The following is a 23,751-nucleotide window of genomic DNA, read 5'->3' as shown; positions in this document are numbered from 1 at the left end:
CCCTTTCAAGACTTGAGGAAGTGGATTAGTTGGTGAAGATGAAGTACGTCGCGATACCGATGAGCGCGAGCATCTCGGTGAAGGCGATACCGATCCACATCAGGACCTGGAGGCGGCCGGCGAGCTCGGGCTGACGAGCAACGCCCTCGATCGTCTTGCCGACGACGATGCCCACACCGATGGCGGGGCCGATGGCAGCGAGACCGTAACCGACGGTTGCGATGTTGCCCGAGATTTCAGCGAGAACAGACACAGTATGTGTTTCCTTCCGTGTGTGAGTGCGGCGGTCGCCGCACCCGGTGGGGTTTAGTGCTCTTCAGCCAGCGCGAGCTGGATGTAGACAGCGGTGAGAAGTGTGAAGACGTAGGCCTGCAGCACGGCAACGAGGATCTCGAAGAGTGTGAACGCGAAGCCGAACGCGAAGGTACCGATACCGAACAGCTTGAAGATGCCGTCCGAATCAAAGAGGAAGAACTGCGTGGCGGCGAAGAACAGGACGAGCAAGAGGTGCCCGACGAGCATGTTCATCAGCAATCGCAGTGCGAGCGTGACAGGACGCATGATGAAGGTCGAGAAGAACTCGATCGGCGTCACGAGGATGTAGAGCGGCCACGGCACGCCAGCCGGGAAGAGGGAGTTCTTGAAGAACTTCCCCGGGCTCTTCTTGACACCCGCGTAGATGAACATGACGTACGAGACGATCGCGAGCACGATCGGGAAACCGACGACCGACGAGGCGGCAATGTTCATGAACGGGATAATGCCCGTGATGTTGAATGCCAGGATCAAGAAGAACATGGTCATCAGGATCGGCATGAAGCGCTTGGCGTCCTTCTTGCCGAGCAGTTCCTCGCCGATGCTCACCCGGACAAAGTCAAGCGCCATCTCCGTGAGGGACTGCGCTCGGGTGGGGATCACCTTCATTCGGCGCGTGCCAAGCCAGAAGAGGACGAGAAGCACGATCACCATGATGATTCGGATCAACATGATCCGGTTAATCTCAAAGATCGTACCCTCGAAGAAGAGTGCCTCTGGGAAGAACTCGTCAAGCGACGGCGGGTGGAACCCACCCTCCTCGGCGGTAAACAGACTGGGGGTCACGAGTTGCACAGCGTTTGCGAACAGCGCCATTCTCCTGATTCGGGGTGCAGGCATGCTGCACATCGTCGAACGATGGTCGTGCCCCCGGCCCTACGCGCACAAGCAATAGTGCGACCCAGCAGGGAACACAGTAATCCTAGCAATGATTTCACCTGGAGCGAAACTGAAACCACAGTTCGTCGGATGAGTTTCATTCCTCGGGGAAGTTATCCGACGTTCGGCACGATCGGGATGCGGGATTTCGCGACGACAACCACGTCGATCACGATAGAAACAAGGACACCGCTGACAATCCCCAGGAACAGCACCGTGGGGTTGAGCCACGGCTGATCCCGGAGCAGCACCGCGGCGACGATGAAGCCGATGAACTTCACCAGCCAGCTCCCCAGCACGATCACGAAGAACACCACGATGTAGTTCGGGCTGTCGATGAACCGGTTGGCGAATGCGATCGAGCCAACGGTGAGCCCGAGCAGCACGCCCCCAATCGCGGCGCCGAGAATCCCACCGGCGAGCCCGCGTGAGCCGTCTACGAGCCACCCGACTCCGGCGAAAAGAATGATCAGAGCCACCGTCGCAATAATTCCCCAGCGCAGTGCGCGCAGAAGAAGCGGCTGCGAGGCCGGCATCGGCCGAGGGCCCAAGTCATTCGAATCGGGCGTGGCGGGTGCGGTCACTCGGGGGTCCTTTCATCGGCGGCACCCAACTGGGGCCGCCCGGTGGTCTGGGGTGATCGGCGTCGGCAGCTGAGGCGTGCGGGCGCGACGTCAACGGTATCAAGCCGCGCTGCGCGAGCGCTGCGCGCACTCGCTTGGCTGGGAAAAAGAGGATGACTGCACAGGCGAGCAGCCCAACAACGAGGACGACACAGGGAAGCACCAGACTCTGCATCGTGTACGCCAGAAGGAGCGCGCTCGAGAGCACGGCCGTCCCCAGGTAGAAGATCGAGACAGCCTGGAGCGGGGAATGCCCCATATCGAGGAGGCGATGATGCAGGTGCATTCGGTCCGCCTCAAATGGGCTCTTTCCCGCCAACATCCGTCGCACAACGGCGAGCGTGAAGTCGGCGAGCGGCAGCGCGAGCACTGCGATGGGGAGCACGATCGGGATATAGCTGGCGATCACGAGCTTCTGATCGAGCGCTGAAGCAGGCAACTGTCCGGTCACCGAGACCGTGGACGTCGCCATCAACAGGCCGACGAGCAGTGCCCCAGTGTCCCCCATGAACATCTTGGCGCGGTACCAGTTGAAGGGAAGGAATCCGACACAGATACCGACGATCACGGCGGCGATCAAGCTCGCAATCGTCACTGAATCAAAGCGGCCTATCTGATCCTGCAGCATGATCGTGTACACGAAGAACGCGAGACTCGCGATAATCGCCACCCCAGCAACGAGCCCATCGAGACCGTCCACGAAGTTGACAGCGTTCATCACGAGGGTCATCAGGAATACCGTGAGCACGAAATTCACTGCTGGCGAGCCAATGATCTGGGTCTCTCCGACTGGCAGCGATACGATCTGCAGGCCGCTCCACGCGAGGATGCCGGATGCGATGAGCTGCGCTGCGAGTTTGATCATCCAATCGAGATCGAGGAGATCGTCCAAGATCCCCACCGCAGCGATGATCGCGCAGGCACCGACGAGCGCCCACATCTGCGGGGTTTCGGCGTAGAGCTCTGCGAACTCGCGCTGTGTCGCTGCAACGGCAAACGCAGCGAGCACCCCGATGAACATGGCAATGCCACCCAGCCTGGGCGTCGGCGTGCTGTGCACATCCCGCTCGCGCACCTCAGGGGCGAGGCGGTAGCGACGACTCAGCCGCAGCACCGCGTACGACGCGACAGCTGTGACAAGGGCCGCAACCGCGACGACGACGAGGTACGAAAACACGCTAGTCCTCGACGGTGACCTGCGGGAGGAGTGCGACGATGGCTTCCCGGCTCACGCCGCCAGCACGAAGAATCCGGATCGTGCCCCCCTCAGCGGTGAGCTTCGTCGCATCGATGATTGTCGAGGAGACGCCACTGCCATCGGCCTCCCCCGCTTCGAGGTACACGGCAACGCTGTCGCCCAGCATCTCCTGCGCGATAGCGGCGGTGCGAGCAGCCGGTTCACCGGTCTTGTTCGCAGAGGATACGGCGAGCGGGCCAGTCTCCTGCAACAGTTCAAGCGCGAGCGGGTGGTTCGGGATCCGGAGTGCAACCGTGCCGCCGGTATCTCCAAGATCCCAACTCAACGACGGATTTGCCCGAGTGATAATGGTGAGCGCACCTGGCCAGAATTCGGCAGCGAGCGCTTCGAGCGGTTCCGTCACCTCGGCGGCGAGTGCTGCAAGCGTCCCGGTGTTCGGGATCAGCACGGGCGGGGGCGACTGCCTGCCACGGCCCTTCGCATCGAGGAGCCGCTGCACCGCTTCGGGCGAGAACGCGTCGGCGCCGACACCGTACACAGTGTCAGTGGGAAGCACCACAAGCGCCCCCTGCCCAATCGCGCGCCGCGCGGTACGGGTGCCGCTGAGCAGCTGGGAGCTATCGGAACAATCGAAGACCTCGGCCATAGCGATCGATTCTACTCCTGCCACCCTGGGCACATGCGTTGCCGCCGCATGAATGATGCCCGTGATCGCTTAGCGCAGCGCTGTCGTCGCCCGATCCCGCCCCGTCAGGTCGGGGTGTGTGGCTGCAGCGCGCCAACCGTCGGCGGCAAGCAGATTCCGAATGGCATCTCCCTGAAGCTCTGCGTGTTCGAGCACCAGGAGTCCGCCCGGCTTGACGAGATTCCGCGCCTGGCGGCTGATGATCCGCACGACGTCGAGGCCGTCAGCGCCACCGTAGAGCGCAAGCGCGGGGTCATGATCACGGACTTCCGGATCGCGCGGCACCATGTCCGCAGGCACATACGGTGGGTTTGAGATCAGCACGTCGACGTGTCCAGCGACCCCGAGGAACGCCGGAATCGTCGAGAGCTTGGCCACGTCACCGAGAATCAGCTCGACCCGACCATCCCCCCACTCGCGCACGTTGCGCTCAGCCCAGGCATACGCTTCACGGCTCTTCTCGAGCGCCACCACGCGCGCTGTCGGCACCTCGTGCGCCAGGGACAGCGCGATCGCGCCGCTGCCGGTGCATAGATCAACGGCGATCGGCTCGGGGCTCGGGCACTGCTGCAACGCATCGATCGCGAACTGCGCGACGGTCTCGGTCTCCGGCCGTGGCACGAAGACCCCGGGACCCACCGACAGTTCAATCGCCCGGAACGGCGCCCGACCGGTGAGGTGCTGCAGTGGGACGCGCCTAGCGCGCTCCTCTGCGAGTTCAGTTGCCGCTGCGAAGCGATCCGGTGCCACCGACTCGTGCATCACCGCGAGCGCTTGCACGCGTCCACGCGACACCCCCAGCACATGAGCCAGGATCAGCTCGACGTCTACACCTGCCTCCTCGATGCCGCCCGCAGCGAGAATAGCTTCCAACTGCGCGATTGCCGCGCCCATCTCAACGTGTTCTTGCTCCTGCACTCCCCCACTCTCCCACGTTTCTCGCGCGCGACCGCGCGTGGTGGCCGTCACACAGCGCAACAGCTCATAACACACACAAACATCTCCGATAAGGTACAGCTATAGTTTTTGACGGCTGCACCGATACCCAGGAGGATCTACACCCATGGCACGGACCTACGACAACATCACCCAGGCCTTCGGCAACACGCCCCTCGTCCGCCTGAACCGCGTGACCGAGAACGCTGGCGCTGAGGTGCTCGCGAAGCTCGAGTTCTACAACCCCGCCGGTTCCGTCAAGGACCGGATCGGCATCGCGATCATCGACGCGGCTGAGCAGTCAGGCGAACTGCAGCCGGGCGGCACCATTGTTGAGGGCACAAGCGGCAACACTGGCATCGCGCTGGCGTTCGTAGGCGCGGCCCGCGGGTATCGCGTGATTCTGACCATGCCAGAGACCATGAGCGTTGAGCGACGCAAGCTGCTCGCCGCGTACGGTGCGGAGATCGTCCTCACCGAAGGCCCGCTCGGCATGAAGGGTGCCGTCGCCAAGGCTGAGGAGATCGCAGCCAGCACCGAGGGCGCAGTCCTCGCCCAGCAGTTCGCAAACCCCGCGAACCCCGCGATCCACCGTGCCACCACCGGGCCGGAGATCTGGGCAGACACCGATGGCGCAGTCGACATCTTCGTCGCCGGCATCGGCACCGGCGGCACGATCACCGGCGCAGGCGGATACCTCAAAGAGCAGAACCCCGGAGTCAAGGTCATCGCGGTCGAGCCCATCGACTCGCCCCTGCTCACCGAGGGCACCGCAGGCCCGCACAAGATCCAGGGCCTCGGCGCCAACTTCGTGCCCCCGATCCTGAACCGCGAGGTGTACGACGAAGTCATCGACGTTGCACTTGCTGATTCCATCACCACCGCGCGCGCACTCGGAACCGACGAGGGCATCCTCGCAGGCATCTCGGGCGGAGCCGCAGTGTGGGCAGCCACCCAGGTGGCAAAGCGCCCCGAGAACGCGGGAAAGAAGATCGTTGTGATTATCCCCGACTTCGGCGAGCGCTACTTCTCCACGGTGCTTTATGAGGATCTCGCGGTCTAAACGCTCCGCGCGCGAAACACTGCTGACCGCCGGGTCCGGGCATATTTTTGCCCGGCCCGGCGTTGGCGTAAGCACCACCATCACCGAGCGAATGGACCAGGCAGAGTGAGTTTCTTTTCCCGAATGCGGGAGGACGTCGACGCGGCGCGAGCGCACGATCCCGCAGCGCGGGGCCGTGGCGAAGTGTTCTTCATCTACTCGGGGCTCCACGCCGTCTGGTGGCATCGCGTCTCGCACGCGCTGTGGCGGCGCGGCATGCGGTTCCTGCCGCGCGCGATCTCGCAGCTCACCCGCTTTTTCACCGGGATCGAGATCCACCCGGGCGCAACGATCGGTCGCAGGCTGTTCATCGATCACGGTATGGGCGTGGTCATCGGCGAAACCGCCCAGGTCGGCGATGACGTGCTGATCTACCACGGAGTCACTCTGGGTGGCACCGGCCACGGCGCCGGCAAGCGCCACCCCACGCTTGGGGACCGTGTGATCGTTGGAGCTGGAGCAAAACTCCTCGGCAATATTGAGCTGGGCGACGACTCAGCCGTCGGTGCGAACGCCGTCGTCGTGCACTCCGCCCCACCCTGGACCACGCTCACCGGGATCCCGGCTCAGGGCCGCCCGCGCCGCGGTGCACCTGCGGAACAGCCAGACATGGCCGATTTCTACATGATTTAAGGAGCGCTGGAGCTCGCCGATTCGGGCGAATCACACTCAGCGCAGCTTGCGGTCGTTCTCGCGCATCCAACGCCCTGTGCGGCGCTGCTCAATGATGATCATGACAATGCCGAGCACCCAGAATGGGATCTGCACGGCGAAGGCGACGCGGAACGCGCTGAGCGAGTAGTCCTCAGGTGATCCGGCACCCTGCCAATCGAGTACGAGACCGATGAGCAGGATCACGAGCAACGACGCCGTGAAACCGGCGGTGTTGACAAGTCCTGTCGCGAACCCGGTGAAGCTGCGCGGGGTGTGCGAGCGCAGCACCTCGAACGAAATCATCGAGGCAGGCCCGCCCAGCGGCATCACGACGAGCAGCACGATGAGCAGCCACGTGGGCGGCGTTCCAGGCCACACGAGCACCGCAACCCAGGCCGTCACGATCCCGATCACAATCCCGAGGTTGACCCACACGCGACGTTCCAGGAAACGAGAGCTGATCGGCCCGAGCACGAGACCGGCGAACATCGAGGAGATCACGGTGAGGCTCAGCATCCCGCCAGCCGCCGCCGGCGACAGGCCGATGCCACCCACAAGGAACGGTGTGCCCCACAGCAACAGAAAAACATTCGAAGCGAACGGGGACGTAAAGTGCACCCAGTACGCGAGCCGCACCCCGGGGATACGGAGCAACCGCCGCGCCTGATCCCAGAAGCCGAGCCCCCGCACGCGCGTCGGACGCATCACCGGGATCATCTCTGTGCTCGGCGGCGCCATCTCTACGGTGCCGGTGTTGTGGATCCCGCCCAGGCTGCGCGCGTTGCGTGTGATCTTGCCAGTCTTGCCCAGAATTCGTTCGGCAAACGTGCCAACGCCAGGCCGATCTCGGATCACCAGCGCGCCCAGAATCGTGACGAGCAGGCCAACCGCGGCAAGACCGAGGAACCCGCTCGTCCATCCGGCGAGACTCACAAAGAGTGCGAGCGGCGCGACGGACACAAGCTGCCCAGCTTGACCGATGAGCCCGGTGAGCTGACTCACCACGGGAAGTTGTTTGAGTGCGAACCATTCGGGGAGCAATCGCATCACGCTGATGAACGTGCAGGCATCACCTGCTCCGACCAGCACTCGCGCGAGAATTGCCAGCTCCACATTGTGCACCGTCGCCATCACGACTTGCCCGAGCACCATGAGGATCGAGCCGCCCAGCAGCATCGACGTCGCACCGACACGGTCGATCAGCACACCAACCGGGATCTGGAGCGCGGCGTAGACGATCAGCTGGATCATCGGGAACGTCGCGAGTGTGGTCGCATCGATGCCGAAGTGTTCCTGTGCGGCAGGGCCGAGGGCCGATAACGACGACCGGTTGATAATCGCCACCGCGTACAGCGCCGCGGCCGTCCCCCACACGATCCAGGGAAGAAGTGGCCGTGCAGTGCGCATAGGCTCCATGCTACTCCGCCGCCGCGCCCCGGTTCACCGCTCGGGGTGCCGGGGCGCTCGATGGCCCCTGGCCGTTGAGCTCGCGCAGGAGATTCTCGCTCTAACAGCAGGACTCCCCGGAAAGCATCCTGCGCGAACTCAGATTTCCTGCGCGAGTGCGACGAGTGAGCAACTCTGCGCAGGGTGAATACGCGCAACAGTGTGGAGAGGCGGCTCAATAGGGTCCAGCTGCGGTCCGGTGCGGTGCGGCCCGGTGCGGCAGTGCAGCTCAGCACAGCGCAATGGTGCAGCAGAGTGCAGCACAGCAGTGCAGCACAACTCAGCGGCGCAAGAAGGGGCAGCGGCGCAGGGCATGCCGGGGTGCTCGATGGCCCCTGGCCGTTGAGCTCACGCAGGAGATTCTCGCTCCAGCAGCAGGAATCCCGGGGAAACAACCTGCGCGAACTCGAATTTCCTGCGCGAGTGCGACGAGGCGAGCCCCCAGATCAGGGCGCAACAGCGAAACATAGTGCGCTGCTCAATAGTGCTCGGCTCGCCTGCGCCCCAGGATGGAGAGCCTGCATTTAGCTATAAGCGGAGCGCTCGGTGGCCGCTGGCCGTTGCGCTCGCGCAGGAGATTCTCACTCCAGCAGCAGGAATCCCGGGAAAGCACCCTGCGCGAACTCGGATTTCCTGCGCGAGTGCGACGAGGCGAGCCCCCAGAGCAAGGCGAGCCCCCAGCTCAGGGCGCAGCACCAGAGCAGAACCCAGCACCAGAACAGAAGCCAGCACCAGAACAGAACCCAGCACCAGAGCCGGCACCACAGCAGGAATCAGCGCCGGAACCAGGCCCCGCGCGGCCTGCGCCTAGCTGCGTTGCGGCAGCGGCGGCCCATCCGGGAAGTCGCTGCGAGTGAGATCGAGGAACACGGCGTCCTCCAGCTTGCCGCCCGGACGCACCTGGTAGTCACGCAGCACACCAATGCGTTGGAAGCCGAGCCGTTCGTAGCTTCGGATGACCCCCTCGTTGTTGATGTTGGGATCGAGGGTGATGCGGCTGATTCCGTCAGCAAACTCGGCTCGGATAGCAAGCGCGAGCGCTTCTTCGCCGACACGGTTGCCGCGGAATCGAGTTCCGATGAAGATGTGCATGACTGTGGTGGGGTATTCGGGGTCTTCGCCTCGCAGCACATACATTGCGCCGGCGCACTCCCCCGCGACCTCAATGATGCGGACGCTTTCGGGGCTGTCGATGAACTCGGCTTGTACACGCTCGGGGGTGTATCCCACCCACCAGATGGCGACCTCCGGCTCGGAGAGAATCGCGACGAGAGGCGCGTGGTCAGCCTGCTGCGGTGCACGCAGCGTGACAACGGGTCCGACAATGGGCAACACAGTAGCGGTCATGGCATCAGCGTAACGCGCGCGAGTACCCCGCGGGAGACCAATTCGGCCGCCCAGCTGCGGTCCACTTCCAAGGAAGGTGAACGGCTACTGAGCGGCCGGATGTGGCTGCTGGTGTGGCGTGGACTACTGTCCGAGCGCCTCCAAGCGCGATTCCTCGTCCATTCGGATGCAGGACTCAATCACCGGATCGAGCGCCCCGTTCATGACGTGGTCGAGGTTGTAAGCCTTGAAGCCTGTCCGGTGATCCGCAATACGGTTCTCCGGGAAGTTGTAGGTGCGAATCCGCTCAGAGCGATCCATGGTGCGGATCTGACTCGAACGATGCGCACTCGCTTCGGCCGCCTTCTCTTCCTGCTGCCGTGCGAGGATTCGCGCCCGCAGCACGCGCATGCCGGCTTCACGGTTCTGCAGCTGCGACTTTTCGTTCTGCATGGCAACGACGATGCCTGTCGGGAGGTGCGTGATGCGCACGGCGGAGTCTGTCGTGTTGACCGACTGGCCTCCCGGGCCGGAAGAACGATAGACGTCGATCTTGAGGTCGTTCTGGTGGATCTCGACCTCTTCCGGCTCATCAACCTCCGGGTACACGAGTACGCCAGTGGTTGATGTGTGGATGCGGCCCTGCGACTCGGTCACGGGGACACGCTGCACGCGGTGCACGCCGCCCTCGTATTTGAGGTGCGCCCAAGCGCCCTGAGATGGATCGCTCGCGTTTGTCTTGATCGCGACCTGAACGTTTTTGTAGCCGCCGAGGTCGCTCTCATCCTTCTCGAGGATCTCGGTCTTCCACCCCTTCGACTCTGCGTAGTACATGTACATGCGGAGTAGATCGGCGCCGAAGAGCGCGGATTCTGCGCCTCCTTCGCCGCCCTTGATCTCAAGAATCACGTCACGACCGTCGTCGGGATCACGCGGGATCAGGAGTCGGCGCACCTTCTCCTGCGCCTCAGCGAGCGCGGTCTCGAGCTCGGGAATCTCCTCAGCGAAGGCCTCGTCCTCACGCGCGAGTTCGCGCGCGGCTTCGAGGTCGCTCTGCAACTGCTGCCAGTGCTCGTGCGCCACCTTGATCTTGTTGAGCTCGGAGTAACGCCGGTTTACCTTCTTCGCGCGCGCCGGATCGGCGTGGAGCGCCGGATCGGCGAGGTCTTCCTGCAGCTGCGCGTGCTCGGTGAGCAGCCCCGCGACCTGTTCGAACATGTTTCCTCCGGGTGATGTGAGCTCTGCATCCTGCGCTCCGACCGGAAAGCCGGTCGAAGCCGCGGGATCCAGTGTGATGCTGGATCCCGCGGCGTGCTCCGCGCGCGCAGGATGACGGAGAAGCCGTGATCGGTCGCGGAGCGCGAGAACTCGCTAGGCGAGACCGCCGGAGCGCTGGATCTCCGCGAGCAATGCAGCATTCGATGTCGTCGCACGGATCCGCTCGAACACGCGCTTGGGGGCGTCGTCATCGTGCAGTGCGGTGCGGACGAGGTCGAGCACGCTCGACTCCTCAGCGCTGAGCATGGTGCCAGCATTGAGCGTGCGAGACTTCGCCAGGTCCACAACCGGGGCAACACCCGCTCGCGTCTTGGCGATGCGGATCTCGCTGTTGGCAACGCGGCGAGCCTCACGCAGCAGTGTCTTGTCAGCGGCGATGCCCGTGCCGTGGTGCGCCGTGGCGAGGATGGTGAGCGAGCCACCGTTCTCGACCTTGCGCGCGGCCGCGAGGAGCTTCTTGAGCTGTCCGAGTGCGAACTCGTCGATCTCGTCGTGTGCCGGACGCGTCGGAGTGTGCTGCGCCTGCGCGTATGCGCGAGCAAAGCTGTTCAACGAGTCAAGCAGCACGACCACGTCGTGGCCGAGCTCCACCATGCGCTTTGCGCGCTCGATGGCGAGCTCAGCGATCGTGGCCTGATCCTCTGCTGGGCGATCGAACGTTGCCGCTACGACCTCTCCGCGGATGGTGCGTTCGAGGTGTGTGACGTCCTCGGGCTGTGCGTCCGCAAGCACCAACATGAGATGCGCTTCGGGGGCGTTCGCGCGAACTGCCTCGGCAAGCTCGCCGAGCAGCGCGGTGCCTGCCGTGTGGTTCGGGAGCACGATGAGGCCACGCTGGCCGAGGCCAATCGGGGCAACGAGATCGATCGCGCGGCCGAGCTGTGCGTCAGGGGTACCTTCGAGGCGCAGCCGGGTGTCCGGGTAGATCGGGGTGAGGTCTGCGACGTCGGGGCGCTTCTCGTTCTCTTCGAGCGTACGCCCGTTGACTGAGTCGATCTTCACGATGGCGTTGTACTTCTGGCGATTGCCTGCATCGCTCTCACGCGGCTGGCGGATCGCGCCCACCACTGCGTCGCCGCGGCGCAGGCCGTACTTCTTCACCTGTCCGAGTGAGACATACACGTCGCTCGTGCCCGGGAGGTAACCGCTCGTGCGCACGAACGCGTAGTTGTCGAGCACATCGAGAATGCCAGCGATCGGCAGCAAGACGTCGTCCTCGGTGATCTCCGGCTCGAGGTCGTCTCCCGCGCCACGACGCTTGCGGTCGCGCTGACGGGTGCGGCTCGAGCGCGAGGAGTTGTCGGCGCTGTTCTTGTCGGAGCTCGGCCCGTTCTGACCCTGGCCGTTCTCGCGGTTCTGACCGCCGTCACGGCTGTCGCGGTTCTCGCGGTTCTCGCGGTTCTCGCGGTTCTGACCGCCATCGCGGTTCTCGCGGTTCTCGCGGTTGTCACCGTTGCGGCGGTTCTTCTCGCCGTTCTGGTTCTGGCCGCGGCCGCCCTTGTTCGAGTCGTCGCTGTCGCTCGGAGCTTCGGCCGACTCGGACGCCTGTTCGGCGGCGTCGTTCTTCTGGCCCCGGCCCCGGCTGCGACGGTTGCTGCGCGACGACTTCTCGCCCTCACCGTTTTCGCTGGGCTGCGCGGGAGCCGCATCTGCGGCGTCGCCCTCAGCCTGCGCGGGAGCGGTCTCGGCGGCACTCGGGAGCCTGTACCTCTGGCGCGGCCTCTTCCGTCTTTACTCGGCGGCTGCGCGTGCGCTTCGCAGGCTCAGCAGGAGCCTCAGCAGGAACCTCGCTCGCAGCTGCATCGGCAGCCGCAGGGGCCGTCGCGGGCTCGGCATCAGGACCTGGAGCCTCGACGTCGGCCTCAACAGGCTTCTTACGGCTGCGGGTCGCTCGCTTCTTCGGAGCCGGCTCAGCCGCCTCAACGGCGTCGCCCGCGGCAGCTTCTGCGCTCGGGGCCGAGTCTGCAGCAGCAGGTGCCTCGGCAGCTTCGACCTTCTTGCGCGTGCGGGGCGCACGCTTCTTCGGTGCCTCAGCTGCTGGCTCTGCCTGGGCGGCCTCAGCCGGAGCAGCCGCCGGAGCAGCAGCCGGAGCAGCCTCAGCGGCGACCGGCGCGGTGACGGGAGCCTCGGCTGCCGGAGCAGCAGCCGCCGGAGCAGCTGCCGCCGGAGCGACCGCCTCGGTCGTTGCACCCGCTGCCGCGGTGACGCGGCGTGAGGCGCGGCGACGCGGCGGTGCGGTCTCCTCGACTGCTGGGGTGTTCTGGTCTTCTACGTTGGATTCCACGTTCTTCCTTTCGGAACGCCGTCGGAAAAGCGCGCGCATGTGGCTGAGCCTTCCCGCGGTGGTGCACATCAGGTGCGTCGGGATCACCGGACAATCTTGTCTCGGTGAGGAAAACGATCCACACTCCGCGGCCACAGGCAGTTCGACGGGTGCGTGTCACTGAGGACTCGCGCCGAAACCGTCCCGGCCTCGGGTAACCGAACCACTCGATTCGAGGGCGCGGGCTACGCGGGGATCGGCTCCACTGTAGCACCCTTCGTGTCCACGGCAAGGATCAGCACGCGCCAGTCTGGGTGTTCGCTCGCCACAAGATCCGCGGCCGCAAGACGCTCGGCCGGGCCGCTAGACAGCACCAGGATCGAGGGGCCAGCGCCCGACACAACGGCTGGGTGGCCTGCGGCCCGGAGCTCCCGAATGAGATCACGGGTTGCTGGCATTGCGTCGCCGCGGTAATCCTGGTGCAGTCGATCCTCGGTGGCCTGCATGAGCAGCTCAGGGCTCTGCGTGAGCGCCGCGATCAGCAGGGCAGAGCGGGAGACGTTGAACACGGCGTCCTCATGCGGCACCTGCTTCGGCTGCAGGCTACGCGCCAGCTCAGTCGACATGGTGAAACTCGGCACGAGCACCAGCGGCGAGACACCTCGGTGCACCATGAGGCGCTTGAACTGCGGACCCTGCTCAGTGGACCATGCGATCGTCAGCCCTCCGAAGAGCGCGGGTGCCACGTTGTCCGGGTGCCCCTCAAGCTCGGTCGCGAACGCGAGCAGCTCGGTCTCGGTAAGCTCGAGCGGCTGCACCGGATCGCTTTCAAGCAGCCCGGCAGCAATCATCACGCCGGCGACGATGGCGGATCCAGAGGAGCCCATGCCGCGCCCGTGTGGGATTCGGTTCGTTGCCGAAAGATTCAGTCCGGGAAGCGTGCGTCCGAGCCGCTCGTAGACGTGCGCGGCGGAGCGCACGACGAGGTTTGTCTCATCTGTCGGCACCTCGCCCTCGCCGACCCCGGTCACCACCACGGTGGCCCCTGGCTCGGTGCGAGTGACCGCCGTGAGATCATCACCATAGGCGAGCGCAATCCCGAGCGTGTCGAAGCCGGGCCCAAGGTTCGCGCTCGTGGCGGGAACCCTGACGCGGACGGCGCGCGGAGCGGCGGCGCTCATTCGTTGCCCTCGAGCCGCAGCACGCTCGTCACCGCGAATACCATCTCGGAGGCGCGCAGTGCATCAACCATGGCGGCGAGGTCGGCCTCGCGCGCGACGTGAGTTCCGATCACGAGCGTGGCGCGATCAGCTTCGCCCTCGACAATCGCCTGCTCCACGCTGGCGGCCGATACTCCGTGCTCCGCCAGGATGCCAGCGATACCGGCAAGCACTCCAGGCTGATCATGCACATCGAGCATCACTTGGTAGGCCGTGTTGACCTCACCCACTGGCAGGATCGGAAGCTCGGCGTGCAGCGAGCCTGCGATGCCGGGGCCGCCCACAACGTGACGGCGTGCCGCGGAGACGAGATCGCCCAGCACGGCCGACGCCGTTTCAGCGCCGCCTGCGCCAGCGCCATAGAACATCAGCTCGCCCGCTGCCTCAGCTTCCACGAACACGGCGTTCTTCCCACCGTAGACCGCGGCGAGCGGGTGGTCGCGGCGAATCAGTGCCGGATACACGCGCGCCGAAATGCCAGCGACACCGTCGCTCGAGGTGATGCGCTCGGCGATTGCGAGCAGCTTGATGACATATCCGGCGTGTTTCGCTGCCTCGATCTGCGTGAGCGTGATGCCCGAGATTCCCTCGCGGTGCACGGCGTCAACGGGAACTTCGGTGTGGAAGGCGATGCTCGCGAGGATCGTCGCCTTCTGCGCGGCGTCGTACCCCTCGACGTCGAGCGTTGGATCAGCCTCAAGATATCCGAGCTCACTCGCAACCCGCATGGCGTCCTCAGCGCTGTCTCCGAAGCGGTCCATGCGGTCGAGGATGTAGTTGGTTGAACCGTTCACGATGCCAAGCACGCGGGTGATGTGATCGCCAGCGAGGCTCTCGCGGAGTGGGCGCAGGATCGGAATCGCAGCCGCGACGGCTGCTTCATATGAAAGCTGTGCACCGACCTGCTCTGCAGCGTCAGCAAGTTCGCGTCCGTGCGCCGCGATGAGCGCCTTGTTCGCGGTGACCACATCAGCCCCGCCCTGCAACGCCTGCAGGATCAGCGAGCGTGCCGGCTCAATGCCGCCCATGAGCTCGATGACGATGTCGGCGCCCTGCACCAGGCGCTCCGCGTCCGTCGTGAAGAGTTCCTGCGGCAGCTCGACGTCTCGCTGAGCGTGTACGTCGCGGACCGCGATCCCGGCGAGCGTCAGCCGCGCGCCAATGCGGGATGCCAATTCCTCACCGTGCTCTAGGATGAGTCTGGCCGTCTGCGCGCCAACTGAGCCGCAGCCCAGCAGCGCAACGCGCAGATCACGGTATCCGTTCACTTGGTTGCTCCGTTCGTGGTTGGGGTAAAGCGGGGGGCGTCAGAGACGCTTTTCGCAAGGAGTTCGTCTTCGGTCTCACCGCGCACGATGACGCGGGCGGAGCCGTTTGAGAGCGCCACGACCGGAGGCCGCGGTACATAGTTGTAGTTGCTTGAAAGCGACCAGCAGTACGCCCCCGTGGCGGCTACCGCGAGGGTGTCTCCAGGACGCACATCGCCGGGGAGCACGTCTCGCTGCACCACAATGTCACCGGACTCGCAGTGCTTACCGACCACGCGCACGAGCGCGGGCGCTGCGTCGCTGACACGGTTGGCGATCCGCACGTGGTAGTCGGCGCCATAGAGCGCGGGCCGCGCGTTGTCGCTCATGCCGCCGTCAACGCTCACATAGAGCCGTTCAGCAAAGCCGAGATCCACGGGGTCGGCAGCTGTGTCGCTGCCAGCGAGCTGGACCGCCTTCGTGGTGCCAACCGTGTACAGCGTCACACCAGCCTGACCGATGATGCTGCGGCCTGGTTCGAACGCGAGCTTCGGCAGCGGCACTCCGATCTCGGACGCAGTCTCAGCGATGATGGACGCAAGCTCGCGGGCAATATCCGCGATTGCCGGCGCTTCGTCCGCCTCCGCGCTCGTGTACGCGATCCCGAAGCCTCCTCCGAGGTTCAGCTCGGGGATCGGGCGACCCGCGATCTGCGCGAGTTCAGGGTACGCGCTGAGCAGGCGCTTCGCGGATTCGCGGAAACCGTCGGTCGCGAAGATCTGCGATCCAATGTGGCAGTGCAGGCCAACAAACTCAAGGTTGTCATGGCGCAGGATCTCGCGCAGCAGGCGCGGCGCAGCGTCAAGTGGCTGGCCAAACTTCTGATCTTCGTGGGAGGTCGCAAGGAAATCGTGGGTCGATGCATGCACGCCACTGTTGACGCGCAATCGCACTCGCTGGCGAATTCCCGCGCGTGCGGCGGCAACTGCCACCCGCTCGGTCTCGAATTCACTGTCCAGGATGATGGTGCCGACTCCGGCTTCCACTGCCCGCTCGATCTCGCGCTCAGACTTGTTGTTGCCATGAAACCCGATGACTGCGGGATCAACTCCTGCGGCGAGCGCGACGGACAGCTCTCCCCCACTCGCAACGTCGATCGCGAGGCCTTCCTCGGCCATCCAGCGCGCAACCTCCACACAGAGGAACGCTTTGGTGGCGTAGTAGACCGTTGCTGACGTGCCGACTCGTGCTGCCTCACTCTGGAGCGCCGTGCGGATCTCGACAGCGCGCTGGCGCGCGGCGTCTTCGTCGATGACGTAGAGCGGGGATCCGAACTCGGCGGTCAGCGCGGTCGCACGAATCTCGCCGAGCTTCAGCTCGCCACAGCTGCTGCCGCGGCGCGCAGACGGGGGAAAGACACGAGAGTCGATCGCATTGGGCGTTTCCGTGGTGGTCGCCTGGGTCATAGCTGGCTCCTGGTGTGGGGATACGTCGTGGCCGTCAACGCTCGCGGGGGCTACGGCATGCAGCCTGTGGCGAGCGGACCCGGATTGGCCCCTGAAGCCGTGCGAACGGAGCAGAGTGCTCAGAACGAACCCGTTTAGCTTAGCGTGCTGCGCATACCAGCGTGGGAGTGTGACAGCGTGCCGCTGTCTCCCCCATTTCCAATTGAGCGGAGCCGGTTGTTGTGTGCCGTGCGCCGCCTGTGAGGAACGAGGAGGTACACCAGCAATGTTGACCTCGCACGCTCGTTGGGTCGATACGACGGAACGGGGCCTGCCGCGCAGAGCGCGACCGACCCCGTTCCGCTGCAACTCAGCGTCGGCTCGTTAGCCGACTCCCTCCATCATTTCGGTGTGCGTGTTTCCCACGCGCTGGAGCACCTCAGGCCGGTTCGCCTTGAGCCACCAGAAGCGAGAGAACGCAAGGAGCATCGTGGCAACGAACAGGTACGGGATGACGTTGATCGGGAACACTGGCATCGGCCAGACGTTCGCGAAGAACACGTACGCCATGGCGACGACCGCCACTACCGCGCACAGCCACACGAGCCGGTTGGGGATCCCGAGTCGCGCGGTGTACACGACACCGGCAATCGCGACGAGCGCGTACGCCACCATGTAGCCGTAGGTGCCGTAGGTATCCACCCACACCACGATGTCCATCGGGTGCGTCCCCATGAGCAGCAGGATGACGTCGAGCGCGATCGCGGCAGGGCCAGCAATCAGCAGTACGCGGTGCGGCGTGAGGTGCGTCTCGTGTGTGCGGCCGAAGCGCTCAGGCACGACGCCCTCCTTGCCCATCACGTAAATGATGCGGCCCACGACATTCAGCGGAGCGACCACGACGGCGAAGAACGAGGCAGCGACACCGAACACGAGGATGGGAGCAAACCATCCTGGCATCCCGATCCGCTCGTTGATCGCTTGCAGCGGGCTCGCCACCTCGCCCAGGTCATCGCCGAGCACGGCGATCTGCGTGTATGCGGCGAAGACGTAGAGCACGCCGACAACGACGGCGCTCCACATGATTGCACGCGGAATCGCGGTGTGCGGGTTGCGGGCTTCCCGCCCGAGTGCGTCAGCCGAGGAGAAGCCGACGAAGCCGAGGATACCCAGCACCATGCCTGCGGCGACACCCTGGAACGGGACCCCCTCGAACGTGAACTGTGCGGGATCCCATGCGTCCGGCCCGAGCCAGACGAGCGCTGCGATGAGCAGCACGAGGATGATGAACACCGATACGAGTTCGAGCACGAGCGAGATCCGAGCTGAGATCCGGATTCCCCGGATCGTGAAGAAAGTCGCAAGCCCTCCGATGATCACGGCGAGGACGATCAACCAGCCGAGGCTGGAGGCGCTCTCCATGCCGAAAATCTGCAAGAGATCAGAGGCGTAGGCGACGGCGCCGCCGAGTGATCCCGCTGCGATGCCCCAGGATCCGATCAGCAGCGCGACGCCAGCCGCGAATGCACCGGTCGGGCCGAGACCCTTCGCGACGTAGGTGTAGAGCGACCCGGCCGAGGCGTGACGGCGCGCGAACATTGAGACGATGTAGCCGACACAGAGGATCACGATCGTGGCAAGCACGAACGCGAACATTGTGCCGTTGCCTGCCCCGAGGAAGATCGAGGCTGCAGTGAAGGCGATGACGGCGCTCGGTGCGATACTGGCGATCGCCTGGGCCGCAAGTTCTGGCCCAGACATCACCCCCTCGCGCAGGCCCGCGTCGACCTTCCGTTCTGTGGTGTGGGTCATGGTGTGTGTTCTCTCTTCGTTGAGTGGATTACGGGATGAGCAGTGTGCGCAGCACGCCGCCCGCTTCGAGATCGTCGAGGGCCTCTGCTGCCTCATCGAGTGGGCGTCGGCCTGAGATCAGCGGATCAAGCTTCAGCTGGCCGTCCATGTAGCGATCGACCAGCGCGGGGATGTCGATGGAGGGACGAACGGAGCCGTAGTTGGAGCCGAGGATGCGCTGGTCTGCTTCTGCGAGCACGAGCGGCTCGAACGAGGCACGAGCCCCAGTGGGTGGGAGGCCGACGATGACCGCTGCACCGCCGAGACCGAGCATCTGGATTGCCTGTTCCGTTGTCACTGTGCGACCGATGGCATCGAATGCATAGTCGACGCCGTCGGGGATGAGCTCGAACAGCTGCTCGACGGCGTCCCGCTCGGAGGAATCGATCCGGTCCGTCGCCCCAAACTGGAGTGCCATTGCGGTCTTGTCTGCGACGATATCGATCGCAATGATGCGCTCAGCACCGGCGAGCTTGGCGCCCTGGACCACGTTCAGTCCAACGCCGCCGCAACCGATCACGGCCACCGTTGCCCCGGGTTCTACGGCCGCAGTGTTCAACACGGCGCCGACACCGGTGGCAACGGCGCAGCCGACCACGGCGATGACATCGAGTGGTGCGTCATCGCGCACCTTGATCGCACCGGATGCCGGCACAACGACTTCCTCAGCGAACGAAGAGACGCCGAGGTAGTGGTGGATCTGCTCCTCGCCGAGCGACAGGCGTGAGGTGCCGTCGAATAGCACGCCCTGCGGCGCAACGAGGGTGGCAACTTTCTGGCAGCGTGCTTCGTGCCCCTGCAGGCAGTAGCGGCACTCGCCGCACGGCGGCACCCAGCTGAGCACCACATGATCGCCAACGGCGAGGGAGGTGACTCCCTCTCCGAGCTCGAGCACGACGCCCGAGCCTTCGTGGCCCATCACCATGGGAGCCGCGGCATCCCACTCACCGCGCTTCACGTGCAGATCGGAGTGGCAGACCCCTGCGGCGGCGATCTTGACGCGCACCTCTCCCGCCTTGGGTGCGGCGAGATCGACATTGGCAACCTCTACTCGGGTCTCCGGATTGCGGAATACCACAGCCTTCATGAGGAAAACTCCTTCGTTGTTCGAGTCGTTCGGCACGCCGCGCCGTACCCGACTGAACGCGGGAGCGGACGTGACTGTGGAGATGTTACGGAGGATTGGAGCAGCTTGTCACTGCACCAAGTGATGATCCCCACCTTGGCCGACCACCACTTGGTACACTCACGGCATGGCTCTGGACCTTTCTGCTGTGGTGCGGCTCGTCGGCGGCACCTGTGTGCCCCAGCGCATCGACGAGCGCACCCCCATCGACGGAGTCACCCCCGTCGAGGCTTATGTCGTCGTGGGGAACCCCAACTATGCGACGCTCGTCACCGGAGATGAACAGGAACTCCTGCGCCGCCTCACCGAGGGCGGTGCAATTCGAGACGCGCTCACCGGCGCGGTCTTCATCTCACACCGTGACACCCCGGCGCTTCGTGCCAGTCTCGCGACACACGGGATGACCGCGATCCTCGGCACCGACCTTGGCGGAGTCGCCCTGCACGCTACGCTCACCACCATCATCGCTGATGACCGAGCGGCAGCTGACCGGCTCGTGACCGCCGGCATGAACGTGCTCACGCAGGTGGCCCGGCGAGGCGGGGTCACCGCAGTGATCGCCGAACTCGCGCGAAGGATCGACGGCTGGGCAGTTCTCCTCGACTCCCAAGGGCACCTCATCGCCAGCGCGGGCGCCGGGAGACTCCACGTCTCCGACGCCATCGCTATTGCGACCGGGCGCCCTGTGCGGGTGCGCCACGACGGCCTACAATTGCACCCGGTCGGTTCAGATCGAGATCTCGCGGGTCGGCTCGTGATCGCTACCCGATCGAGCCGCACGAGCCACGCGCGAGATCTCGCCTCACTCGCCGCCGCACTCTTCGACCTGGTGCTCCGCACGCACGATCCATCGCTGACTGAGCACCTCGGTCGCCAAGCCCTGCTCGACACACTCAGCGCTGGCGGACCGGCAGCGCCTGCGCTGCTTCACCGCTGGGGCGTGCACGAGTCGACACTCACCGCGTTCGAGCTGGGCGCCAAAACCCGCACCATTGATGCGGAACGGCTCCTCCGCCGATGGTTCGACGAGTTGGGCGCCGAGCATGTGTTCGCGGCGAGCCACGGTCGAGTACGCGGTTTCGTACGCTCCGACGTCGCCACTGAACTGGCTGTGCGAGTACGGGAGTTCACGCCGATCGCCGGCAGCAGGCTGCACCTCGGAATCGGCACCCCCGCACCGACCGACGCACTCGCGCGAAGCGCCGTCCAAGCCAGGCAGGCGCTCGACGCTGCGTTCGAAGACAGTCTCACCGTGGTCGAGTTTGCCGGGCTCTCCACCGTTGAGCTCGTGTTCTCAACGCTCGCGGACCACGGCGGAGGGGAAATCGCAAGCGTGTTGGATCCATTGCGCGACTCCTCTGGTGCACACACGGAGCTCGCGTTGACGCTGCGAGTATTCCTGGCCGAGCACGGGGCGCACCGCAGCAGCGCTGAGCGGCTCGGGATCCATCGCCAAACACTCGTGTCGCGGGTGCGGCGCGTTGAAGAGCTCACGGGACTCTCGATGGATCGCGCAGACGACCGGGCTGCAGCGTGGCTCGCGCTCCGCGCTGCAGGAGTGTGATCCGAACCCCCACAACAGGACCCCCGACAGCCCGACAGCCCGACAGCCCGACAGCCCGACAGCACGGGTATGGTCCGTTGCGCCGCGCAGGGTCGCGCTACTCGCAGCTCCCCTTTGCGCGCTGCTCGGGGTTTGACACCGCATCCGGGGCAAGCGACGCCTCAATCACCGCGGTCCCCGTGCTCGAGAGCTGCACATCGGTGAGTGTCACTCCGGCCGGCAGCTGATCCCGCACGCACACGGGTGCCGGGTGCAACACGGGATCGAGCAGCGCTCCAGTCGCCTGCGAAATCTGCTCAGCGGTCAGATCAAGGCCTGCCGCACTGACCTGCTTCGGCTCGAGCAGCACATCTCCGTTCGCCACACTGATCCCAAGCGCGATCGTGAGTGGGATCTCCTGGCCCAGCAGCGTGACCGAGCGGCCGATCAGAAGATCACCGTCGCGCACCTCGCCTGTCGTGGCGACGCCCTTGGTGAGCAGCTTCACGATCGATCCCAGCTGGTCCTGTGGCACGGTGAGTTCGACGGAGCCGTCCTGGATCTCCCCGTTCAGCGGGTTGAACGGCACGAGGCCGGCACGCACCGTCGCATCTGCAACGATGCCGTCAACGAGCGGAGTGTCCGGCACTTCAACGGTGACGTTTCCCACGCCGCCGCGCAGTGCGTTGAGTACGACGGATCCGCCGAGTTCCACGTCAACCGGATGGTCGCCTGAGAGCTTGAGCTGCGAGCGCACCGCCGTCTCAATGACGCTCGGCACGAACAGCCGGAGGGCCAGCTCAGCACCGCCTCCGAGCACTGCGAGCGCAATAACCACACCCAACAGCTTCTTCCACCAGCTGGATTGCCCCCGTGCCATGCGCGCTCCTTCCGAAGGTACTCGTGGGCCGAGCCTATCGAGAGAAGCGCACGGCGTGGGTTACATTCGGTCTGGCGCGCTGACTCCGAGGAGGTCGAGACCGTTGCGCAGCACCTGGCCGGCAGCGTCGTTCAGCCACAGGCGGGTGCGATGCAGATCCGTCACCGGCTCCTCGCCAAGCGGAATCACCCGGCAGCTGTCGTACCAGCGATTAAACGCAGCAGCGAACTCCTCGAGGAAACGCGCGATGCGATGCGGCTCGCGCAATTCGGCAGCACCCGCCACGATCCCGGGGTACTGCTGCAACTTGCCCAGCAGTTCGGTCTCGGTTTCGTGGGTGAGTAGCTCTGGCGCGAAGGCGCTGCGATCAATACCTGCGACCGCCGCGTTCCGTGCAACTGCGCATGAGCGGGCGTGCGCATACTGCACATAAAACACCGGGTTGTCGTTCGAGCGGCTGCGGAGCTTCTCGCCGTCGAGAGCGAGCGGCGAGTCTGCCGGGTAGCGCGCGAGCCAGTAGCGCAGCGCATCTGTGCCGAGCCACTCCAACAGGTCATCGAGCTCAATAATGTTGCCAGCCCGCTTTGAGAGGCGGGCACCATCGAGGTTGACAAGCTGGCCGATCAGCACGGAAATGCCGGTCTCGACGTCGTCGCCCGCGGCACCCGCGATCGCGGTGAGGCGGCCGATATACCCGTGGTGGTCGGCGCCGAGAAGGTAGATCTTTTCCGTGAAGCCGCGATCCATCTTGTCGAGGTAGTAGGCGGCGTCGGCGGCGAAGTATGTGTAGACACCGTTGCCGCGGGTGAATACGCGATCCTTATCGTCACCGAAGTCGGTGGTGCGAACCCAGATCGCGTCGTCTTCTTCGAATACGTGGCCCTGTTCCCGAAGTCGATCCACTGCCGCTTCGATCGGGCTCGGTGCGCCATCGGGTCCCGGCGTGTGCAGCGTCCGCTCAGAGTAGTACACGTCGAAGTGCACGTTGAAGCGCTCGAGCGAATCTTTGATCTCCGCGAGCTGCAGCTGGTACGCAAGCTCCTGCGCTTGCTCCAGCGCGGCATCACGATCCTGCGCCGCGAGTTCCTGCAAATTCGGGATTTGCTCCCGCACGCGCGCACCCAGGGTCTGGATATACGCACCGGGATAGGCGTCCTCAGGCGCGTCCTCGCCGAGCGCGGCCGCGAGCACGGAGCGGCCGAACTTGTTCATCTGGGCGCCAGCATCGTTGATGTAGTACTCGTTGACGACCTCTGCGCCCGCGGCCCGCAACACGCGGGCGGTCGAATCACCGAGCGCCGCCCAGCGAGTGTGCCCCATGTGCAGTGGGCCAGTGGGGTTCGCTGAAACGAACTCCATGTTGATGCGGTGGCCGGCGAGCACGTCGCTGCGGCCGTACTGCTCACCCAGCTCGACCACACGGCGTGCCGTCTGCCCAGCGCTGGCCGCGTCAAGGGTGATGTTAATGAAGCCGGGGCCAGCAACCTCTGCCTTCGCGACACCGTCGATCGACTCGGCTGCGCTCGCAATGTCCTGCGCCAGCTCACGCGGATTCACGCCGAGCCGCTTCGCAAACTTCATAGCCACGTTTGAGGCCCAATCGCCGTGTTCGCGGTTCTTGGGTCGGTCCACCTGCGTGTCGTTCTCGGTCACAACGAGGTCGAGGCCGCGTGCGGCGACGACGTCGGTAGCGATGCGGGCGATGGCGGAGGCGAGTTCTTGTGGCGTCACAAG

At 65.0% G+C, this 23,751-nt stretch carries 21 protein-coding genes; 3 read left to right on the top strand and 18 right to left on the bottom strand.

What is annotated here, in order from left to right; all coding sequences use genetic code 11:
• Positions 1-25: 25 nt before the first annotated feature.
• The 6 genes from atpE to prmC all read right to left on the bottom strand — a co-directional run bounded on the left by atpE (position 26) and on the right by prmC (position 4,594).
• Positions 26-253, bottom strand: coding sequence for an ATP synthase F0 subunit C (gene atpE / locus K1X41_RS14035; protein WP_132202389.1), 228 nt, complete (start codon positions 251-253; stop codon positions 26-28).
• 53 nt (positions 254-306) lie between these two features.
• On the bottom strand, positions 307-1,155 hold the full coding sequence (gene atpB, locus K1X41_RS14030) for a F0F1 ATP synthase subunit A (RefSeq protein WP_396426484.1): 849 nt from the start codon (positions 1,153-1,155) through the stop codon (positions 307-309).
• 152 nt (positions 1,156-1,307) lie between these two features.
• The gene (locus K1X41_RS14025; RefSeq protein WP_258566567.1) at positions 1,308-1,778 is read right to left on the bottom strand and encodes a 3-oxoacyl-ACP reductase; all 471 of its coding nucleotides are present in this window, start codon (positions 1,776-1,778) and stop codon (positions 1,308-1,310) included.
• Positions 1,747-2,994 carry an MraY family glycosyltransferase gene (locus K1X41_RS14020; protein ID WP_220174896.1) on the bottom strand — a complete coding sequence of 416 codons (1,248 nt, stop codon included), beginning with the start codon at positions 2,992-2,994 and terminating at the stop codon, positions 1,747-1,749. Before K1X41_RS14020 ends, K1X41_RS14025 begins: the two co-directional genes overlap by 32 nt.
• A gap of 1 nt (position 2,995) precedes the next feature.
• Complete coding sequence (locus K1X41_RS14015; protein ID WP_133617036.1) at positions 2,996-3,661, bottom strand: L-threonylcarbamoyladenylate synthase; 666 nt, start codon at positions 3,659-3,661, stop codon at positions 2,996-2,998.
• A gap of 69 nt (positions 3,662-3,730) precedes the next feature.
• On the bottom strand, positions 3,731-4,594 hold the full coding sequence (gene prmC / locus K1X41_RS14010) for a peptide chain release factor N(5)-glutamine methyltransferase (RefSeq protein ID WP_220175865.1): 864 nt from the start codon (positions 4,592-4,594) through the stop codon (positions 3,731-3,733).
• A gap of 169 nt (positions 4,595-4,763) precedes the next feature.
• Between prmC and cysK the strand changes: the two genes are divergently transcribed.
• Together cysK and cysE are read left to right on the top strand one after the other, a co-directional pair.
• Positions 4,764-5,699, top strand: coding sequence for a cysteine synthase A (cysK, locus tag K1X41_RS14005; RefSeq protein WP_132202383.1), 936 nt, complete (start codon positions 4,764-4,766; stop codon positions 5,697-5,699).
• Between the two features lie 105 nt (positions 5,700-5,804).
• Positions 5,805-6,371, top strand: coding sequence for a serine O-acetyltransferase (gene cysE, locus K1X41_RS14000; protein WP_132202381.1), 567 nt, complete (start codon positions 5,805-5,807; stop codon positions 6,369-6,371).
• Between the two features lie 36 nt (positions 6,372-6,407).
• Here the strand turns inward: cysE and K1X41_RS13995 are convergent, their stop codons facing one another.
• The 10 genes from K1X41_RS13995 to K1X41_RS13950 all read right to left on the bottom strand — a co-directional run bounded on the left by K1X41_RS13995 (position 6,408) and on the right by K1X41_RS13950 (position 19,555).
• Positions 6,408-7,799: an MFS transporter gene (locus tag K1X41_RS13995; protein ID WP_133617037.1), complete on the bottom strand. Its 1,392-nt coding sequence runs from the start codon at positions 7,797-7,799 to the stop codon at positions 6,408-6,410.
• An 846-nt stretch (positions 7,800-8,645) separates the two neighbouring features.
• On the bottom strand, positions 8,646-9,185 hold the full coding sequence (locus K1X41_RS13990; RefSeq protein WP_132202377.1) for a GNAT family N-acetyltransferase: 540 nt from the start codon (positions 9,183-9,185) through the stop codon (positions 8,646-8,648).
• A gap of 123 nt (positions 9,186-9,308) precedes the next feature.
• Entirely contained in the window at positions 9,309-10,382 is a 1,074-nt protein-coding gene (gene prfA, locus K1X41_RS13985) for a peptide chain release factor 1 (protein ID WP_132202375.1), read from the bottom strand.
• Positions 10,383-10,535: 153 nt separating this feature from the next.
• Positions 10,536-11,648: a hypothetical protein gene (locus K1X41_RS13980; RefSeq protein WP_220174895.1), complete on the bottom strand. Its 1,113-nt coding sequence runs from the start codon at positions 11,646-11,648 to the stop codon at positions 10,536-10,538.
• 457 nt (positions 11,649-12,105) lie between these two features.
• Positions 12,106-12,726: a hypothetical protein gene (locus K1X41_RS13975; RefSeq protein WP_220174894.1), complete on the bottom strand. Its 621-nt coding sequence runs from the start codon at positions 12,724-12,726 to the stop codon at positions 12,106-12,108.
• Between the two features lie 224 nt (positions 12,727-12,950).
• Positions 12,951-13,886: a homoserine kinase gene (gene thrB / locus K1X41_RS13970; protein WP_220174893.1), complete on the bottom strand. Its 936-nt coding sequence runs from the start codon at positions 13,884-13,886 to the stop codon at positions 12,951-12,953.
• Positions 13,883-15,193, bottom strand: coding sequence for a homoserine dehydrogenase (locus tag K1X41_RS13965; RefSeq protein WP_132202371.1), 1,311 nt, complete (start codon positions 15,191-15,193; stop codon positions 13,883-13,885). The genes thrB and K1X41_RS13965 overlap by 4 nt, the downstream gene beginning before the upstream one ends.
• A complete protein-coding gene (gene lysA, locus K1X41_RS13960) occupies positions 15,190-16,638 on the bottom strand; it encodes a diaminopimelate decarboxylase (protein WP_220174892.1) in 1,449 nt (482 codons plus the stop codon). The genes K1X41_RS13965 and lysA overlap by 4 nt, the downstream gene beginning before the upstream one ends.
• Positions 16,639-17,001: 363 nt before the next feature.
• Entirely contained in the window at positions 17,002-18,429 is a 1,428-nt protein-coding gene (locus tag K1X41_RS13955; protein ID WP_220174891.1) for an APC family permease, read from the bottom strand.
• 28 nt (positions 18,430-18,457) lie between these two features.
• Complete coding sequence (locus K1X41_RS13950; protein WP_132202368.1) at positions 18,458-19,555, bottom strand: alcohol dehydrogenase catalytic domain-containing protein; 1,098 nt, start codon at positions 19,553-19,555, stop codon at positions 18,458-18,460.
• A gap of 166 nt (positions 19,556-19,721) precedes the next feature.
• Between K1X41_RS13950 and K1X41_RS13945 the strand changes: the two genes are divergently transcribed.
• Positions 19,722-21,158: a PucR family transcriptional regulator gene (locus K1X41_RS13945; protein ID WP_220174890.1), complete on the top strand. Its 1,437-nt coding sequence runs from the start codon at positions 19,722-19,724 to the stop codon at positions 21,156-21,158.
• A 97-nt stretch (positions 21,159-21,255) separates the two neighbouring features.
• On the opposite strand, the gene K1X41_RS13940 is transcribed toward K1X41_RS13945, so the two are convergent.
• Together K1X41_RS13940 and argS are read right to left on the bottom strand one after the other, a co-directional pair.
• On the bottom strand, positions 21,256-22,017 hold the full coding sequence (locus tag K1X41_RS13940; protein WP_220174889.1) for a DUF2993 domain-containing protein: 762 nt from the start codon (positions 22,015-22,017) through the stop codon (positions 21,256-21,258).
• Between the two features lie 60 nt (positions 22,018-22,077).
• Positions 22,078-23,748 (bottom strand): arginine--tRNA ligase, encoded by a 1,671-nt coding sequence (gene argS, locus K1X41_RS13935; RefSeq protein WP_220174888.1) that lies wholly within the window; start codon positions 23,746-23,748, stop codon positions 22,078-22,080.
• Positions 23,749-23,751 lie beyond the last annotated feature (3 nt).

Origin of the sequence: Leucobacter luti (genome assembly GCF_019464495.1) — a bacterium.
Taxonomy (GTDB): Bacteria; Actinomycetota; Actinomycetes; order Actinomycetales; family Microbacteriaceae; genus Leucobacter; species Leucobacter luti_A.
This window is presented reverse-complemented; position numbering and strand designations above follow the sequence as displayed.